The organism is Pseudoalteromonas sp. Z1A6, from assembly GCF_011378745.1.
Classification (GTDB): Bacteria; Pseudomonadota; Gammaproteobacteria; order Enterobacterales; family Alteromonadaceae; genus Pseudoalteromonas; species Pseudoalteromonas arctica.
On the sequence record NZ_WTKW01000683.1, the window covers coordinates 1 to 662 of the forward strand.

Consider the following 662-nt stretch of genomic DNA (forward strand, 5'->3'; position numbering starts at 1 on the left):
GGGTCGGTAATATTACTTTTAACTGGCTTGCCTTTACTGCCTGTTTTTTCTTTGTGAGTGGCTAAGAACTCGGTGATTTTATCTGCACTTTTATCCAGCTTCTCTTTTTGTTTTAAATCCTGAGTTATCAACTCTTCACTCAGTCCATCTTGTGATTGGTGGCGTTCAATAATACGTTTGCTTGCGCGTTCTAGTTTTGCTTTTTTGCGGTCTAACTCATCGAATTTGCCGCTCCACTCCTTACTTGCATTGGACTTTAATTTACACCCATCAATGGCAAACATGTTGCGGCCTATCAAGCCTTCCTCATCACATATCATCAGTACTTGCGTAAAAAGCGGCTCAATCTGTTCATGCATTTTGGCCACGAATCCCGCTATTGATGTGTAATGCGGCTGAATATCCCCTGATACACTCATAAATAAAATGTTCGTTTCACACGCTTTAGCAATTCGGCGACTACTGATCAAACCATGTGCATAACCCAGTAAAATAATCTTTAGCATTACCGAAGGCGGATACGCAGCAGCGCCTGTTTTGTCGTTGTTATACCACGCGTCAAAGCCCGATAAGTCGAGTTTATTTTCGACAATATAACAAAGGGCATACTCAAAGGTGCCAGGCAAAATTTGCTCAGCGAAATTGATAGGAATGAATTTATT

At 41.2% G+C, this 662-nt stretch carries 1 protein-coding gene; it reads right to left on the reverse strand.

Annotation, left to right across the window (positions count from 1 at the left end; genetic code table 11):
- Nucleotides 1–662, reverse strand: a 662-nt coding sequence (locus GQR46_RS20325) for a transposase (protein ID WP_165742337.1), incomplete at both ends; no start/stop codon positions are given.